This is a genomic window from Methanoregula sp. (assembly GCF_049518935.1).
GTDB lineage: Archaea > Halobacteriota > Methanomicrobia > Methanomicrobiales > Methanospirillaceae > Methanoregula.
The window spans coordinates 1-5,319 of sequence record NZ_JBEKRH010000043.1; the positions used below are offsets into that span (position 1 = coordinate 1).

Annotated in this window: 3 protein-coding genes and 1 pseudogene; 3 read left to right on the top strand and 1 reads right to left on the bottom strand. The window is 33.9% G+C overall.

Annotation, left to right across the window (positions count from 1 at the left end; all coding sequences use genetic code 11):
- Positions 1 to 403 precede the first annotated feature (403 nt).
- Positions 404 to 904 (top strand): annotated as a pseudogene (locus tag ABSE13_RS13020) (IS5 family transposase); the annotation flags it as partial.
- Between the two features lie 344 nt (positions 905 to 1,248).
- On the opposite strand, the gene ABSE13_RS13025 reads toward ABSE13_RS13020, so the two are convergent.
- A complete protein-coding gene (locus ABSE13_RS13025) occupies positions 1,249 to 2,115 on the bottom strand; it encodes an FkbM family methyltransferase (protein WP_424028946.1) in 867 nt (288 codons plus the stop codon).
- A gap of 801 nt (positions 2,116 to 2,916) precedes the next feature.
- Between ABSE13_RS13025 and ABSE13_RS13030 the strand changes: the two genes are divergently transcribed.
- Both ABSE13_RS13030 and ABSE13_RS13035 read left to right on the top strand, forming a co-directional pair.
- A complete protein-coding gene (locus ABSE13_RS13030) occupies positions 2,917 to 4,224 on the top strand; it encodes a glycosyltransferase family protein (protein ID WP_424028947.1) in 1,308 nt (435 codons plus the stop codon).
- Between the two features lie 195 nt (positions 4,225 to 4,419).
- Positions 4,420 to 5,313: an IS5 family transposase gene (locus ABSE13_RS13035; protein WP_424028948.1), complete on the top strand. Its 894-nt coding sequence runs from the start codon at positions 4,420 to 4,422 to the stop codon at positions 5,311 to 5,313.
- Positions 5,314 to 5,319: the final 6 nt, after the last annotated feature.

The window sequence follows — 5,319 nt, forward strand, 5'->3', positions numbered from 1 at the left end:
ATTTCTTTATTGTCTCCTTTCTATTTGACTGCACAATCAAGAAAAGGAGACATTGTACCTTAGATCTTTCGGTCGTCGGTACAACCCGCTTTTTGATTAGGTTTTCTACAGAGCAAAATTTTCAAAAAAGATCTATACTCAGCACCAGTTTCTCATTCTTCTTCTCCTGAAAGAATACTTGTCTGAAGATTACAGGGACATAGTAGAACTAACTGAGATCATGGATTCACTTCGGGAGAAGACCCATTTCGATAAGGTCCCCCCATTTCACGACAATCCATAAGTTTTGTCAACGGATTCGATCTTCTACATTCAACTGGTTACTCAACCGGCTCATTAAACAGTTTTACGATTGGGGTGAGAAAATTGCTTTGACCGCGATTGATTCGTCGGGTTTTACCAGTTTCTATGCAGTTCATATTATTCCTGGAGAACCGGGAAAACTCGAAAACGATTTCTGAAAACCTCCATCTCTGTCGATACCAATAGACAGATCGTAACCGGATTCAAGATCTCCCAGCAACCGGTTCATGATATCCCTCACGCGGAAAAACTTCTTGTTCAATGTCATAGAACGAGAAAGTCTGATACCTACGTTCTCGATAAAGGATACGATTCTGAAAATATTCACAGACTTATCTGGGATTACTTGAACGTTTACTCACTTATCCCGGTCAGAACCAGAAAACGAAAACGGATCTTCGGAATATATCGACGAGAACTTGCAAGATCGTTCGATAAGGCCTGCTATCATCAACGAAACAAGGTCGAAACCGTATTCTCCGTCCTCAAAAGAAAGTTTGGGGAAGTCCTGAAAGCACGGAAATTCCAAGCGCAGGTCAAAGAACTCAAAATCAAATCGATCCTCTACAACATCTTAAAAAATTATTCTCGTGATCTTTAGCCGGATCTATAATCGAGGATTTTTGCAGAGCTAGAATATGTCCAATGAGGGGATGATAACAATCGTATTAAATGGATCTCGAAAAGACGGAGAATAAATTGCAAATCGTCCTAATAATTGATGGCGATTGCAACCCGATTAAACATATCTCATAGGTCCGGGTACTTGATGTAATCCTTTCGATAAAGATGAAATGTATAAGTAAACGTTTCAGAAGATTTTTTTTCGAATTAATATTATATATATATTGTCTTTCTAAATGACCTATGAGATAAATAGCAGGAGACCTGCATTTTTGGAGTACTAATGGTCGATATTCTTTGGAATTGAATAAACCATTCTTTCTATTTTATTTCAGATTTAGTAAACAATATATTTTGTAATCGGGTTACAGGAATTTCATCTCCAAATTCTCTAATCCCGTCTTCAATAAAAAAACTACGATATCCAAACGAGTATAGTAATTCTCGAATATCACTCTCTTTCTTTCCGATCTGAATTGCTGCTGTATTTCCAATCTCGCAAATAATATCTGGTGCATTAGACTGGGATAATAGTTTCTTTGCCCCTTCAAATACCCAATACTCAGCACCTTCAACATCAATTTTGATGAAATCAACTTTTTCTATATGATTTTTTGCGATAAATTCATCTATTGTACAAGTATTAACTAATATTTTGTCTACGGAGGGATTTATTTTAGATACTTCCAAATTATTTGAAAGATTCCCTAATGAATGACCCCCATCGTTAAAAAAATTTAGACTAAGTTGTTGTTTCCCCGTTACATTAGATAAAGCTAAATTAACCGGATATACATTTTTTAGATCATTACTCTTGATATTATCTAACAATAATTGAAAATTTGTTGGATGTGGTTCAAAACAATAAATTTTACCCTCTTTATGGATAAGTTTGGCCATAAATAATGTAAAAAAACCAATATTGGCCCCAATATCTAATATTGTCATACCTGGTTTTATTAGATGTTTCATCAAATTTTGGGTTGATTTTTCATAGTTTGAAGAATTAATAAAAAGAATTTTTTGAAGATACCCTAAAGAGAGGTTCATCTTAAATCTATAACATCCAAATAATGCTTGATGATATTCCGTACAAGGGTACAATAATTTTATGCCTATTGTCGATATTCCTGGTATAACTTCAATCTTTGAAACCGAAATCCTTATAAAATTATTCCAGAGTACCATTTATATTTATTAGAAAGGTTAACTATTTATTTGTATTGCGTTAGTGAAGTAATAAAATAAATGTTATTTTAATCTCTTATCCCAAAATAATTTTATAAAGCTTTCAATAACACTTGTGAGGAAATTAACCAAAAATAAGGTCACGTGGATCATCTGTAAGTTGGAAGAAGGTAACTATCCAGACGACATAACTCGGTTTGTTTGAGGCACACGGAGATGGATCTACCAATTGAAACAGTAGAACAAGGATGAGGGTTATATCCCCTACTGAAGAAAAAAATCTCTTGACCCAGGTTCGAACGGATCATTTTGGATGCGTATCACACCGACAAATCCAAACCGGTTATTCTCAAAAAGATCATCAAAATTCACTTAAAGCCAGAGAAAATAGGTACGGTTTAAACGAAAACATTCGATGTCGCTCAGGTAGGGTGACTAGAGTGAGTTCGAGTTCAAGATCGAAAAAATGGATGGTCGCTTTCATTAACGACTCATTCCGGTTAATTACTTGATACGGGATATAAAATCTCCAACAACGGAAAACACTTTGGCATATTCGTTCTCGGGTACAATACCCACAAACATCACATAAATCTAAATCTCGATGAATATGAATCTCCTGAACAGGCATTCTGGTGAAAATTGCTATCTGAACGAATTCTCATTATTCAGTGAGTGGTTCTATGCATATGAGTGAAATGAATTCAGGATATCATAATGTAAAATCATTACGAGATAGGTCAATTTTCAGAAGAGGTAGATATCATATTAAGTAAACAAATCTAATATTCTTTTGAACTCATGTTTGATAAAATTATTCCTCAAAAAAGTAATAAACAAGGAGATATCTCAGATATTTTATTTTATTCCTTTATAGAATATCAAAAGGAATTGGGATACCCCGATTATAAAAATTCATTGATAAATAATTTTCAAAATCGTATAATTATTTACTCAAGATATTCTAATATCTTAAATGTTATTGATTATTTTTATTCAAAATTTTGTTTATTAATTCAAAAATATAATCGGGGAGAAAAACTTAAGAAAAAAATTTTTTTATTTAATCTAAAACATCGATTCATTATTTGGGATAGAAAAAAATATTCTATGGGTCTTTTTGTTCATGGATTACAAGATCGCATCTTCGCGATCTTTAACACTGTCCCATATGTTTCATATGCTGATTTATATGAATTGATATTCCGTTTCTACACACAAAATGATGAACAAGAAATTTTTAAATTAATAGAACAATTATCAGAACGCTTATTGATAGTTAAACCTGACTATGTTATTTTACCTGACGATAGTATTCCCATTGAAAGAACAATTGTATATGTCTGTAAAAAATTGAAAATTCCCACTATAGTGATTCAACATGGGATCTATCAATCAAAAATTAAATATTTTGATGGTATGGCTGCAGATTATGTCTTAGTATGGGGTCAATATTTCAAAGATCAATATGTCCGATTTGGAAAAAATCCCGAGAGAATATACATTATAGGGTATCCAAATAAACATAAAATCAGATCATCAAAAAGATTTGGTTTGCCAACTCGAATTAAATTATATTATTTGGGGCAATGTATCGAATCTCTTAACCCAGAATATTTAGGGCAAAAAATAAAAACAATCCAAAAATTAAATGATTTTTGTAGAATGAATAATATTGATTTCTTTTACCGCCCTCACCCAAAGGATGATATTATATTATTGAAAAAACATCTTTTAAATATAGAATTCACTTCACTCTCGGAAAGTTTAGAAGATTCAGTAATCAAAGGGGATATTTTTATTTCATTTAATTCCACTGCATTAATTGAGGCATCTATGAACTCAAAGATTTGTCTTCAGTTAATGGATTATCCGTTAGAGACCGATAATTATGAAAAACTTGGTGTATGCATGAGGTCTTTTAAAAATATTGGCGATCTTGAGATATATTTAACCAAATTAATCATATCTGATAATATTTTTAATATACGCCCTAAATTTAATGAGGAGTATATTAATATATCATACGATCCAAAATCAAGATTTTCAGAAATAATTTCTCAGATCGAAAAGATTGAATCTCCAATCCAACACACTCTTTTTAATTAGAATTTAGTTGTTGAATTTGATTCAAGATCAATACTCTATTTATAATATCCACATCTATTGAAATCATCATAGAACATTAAAAATCCATTGGTTTTTGAGGAAAAGATCTATGAAAAAATGTGCTCTGTAGAAAACCTAATCTAAAAGCGGGTTGTACCGACGACCGAAAAATCTAAGGTACAATGTCTCCTTTTCTTGATTGCGCAGTCAAATAGAAAGGAGACAATAAAGAAATCAGCGAGCCGGAATATCAGGTTTATCCAGGCAACCATTTCAGTTGTAAAGTTAACACATCTCAACCCGTATTCCAGTAAATTTTCCAAGAAGATCTATACCCAACACCAACTGCTCGTCCTGATTTTGTTCAAAGATTTCCGTAACCAGCACTACCGTGAATTCATTGAAGACGTCGGAGATATAGAGGGAGTTCAGGAGATCCTTGATCTATCAGAAATACCCCATTTCACGACGCTTCAAAAATTTCTCTGTTGGATAAAAACACTTTTTCTTCGAATTACCTTCAGAAAGACGGTGAACCTGTTCTACTCTTCAAATGAAAATATTCCCATAACAGCTATCGACTCATCTGGATTTACAAGCGGGTACTGCAGCCATTATTTCTCGGAACGAACCGGAAAGATCCGGAAACATTTCCTGAAAACTTCGATTTCCGTTGATACTGATCAACAAGTGATTACCGGGTTCGTTGCCTCGAAAAGCCGGGTCCATGATACCCGACATGCTGAGAAATTACTTCGACAATGTCATAAAACCCGAAAGTCGGATTGTTACGTCGTGGACAAAGGATACGATTCTGAAGCGATTCATCGGCTGATCCGAGAAGATCTCCATGCCAACTCTGTTATCCCTGTCCGCTCCTGGAAGAACGACGTTATCGGGGGTACTTACCGTCAGGAAATGGCTCGTCAGTTCAATGACACTATTTATCCTAGACGACAACTTGTGGAAAATATGCTCTGTAGAAATCCTAATCTAAAAGAGATAGTACCGACGACCGGAAGATCAAAGGTACATTGTCTCCTTACCAGAATGTGTGTTCAAAAAGTAAGGAGACAACAAGAAGATTAGCGAGCC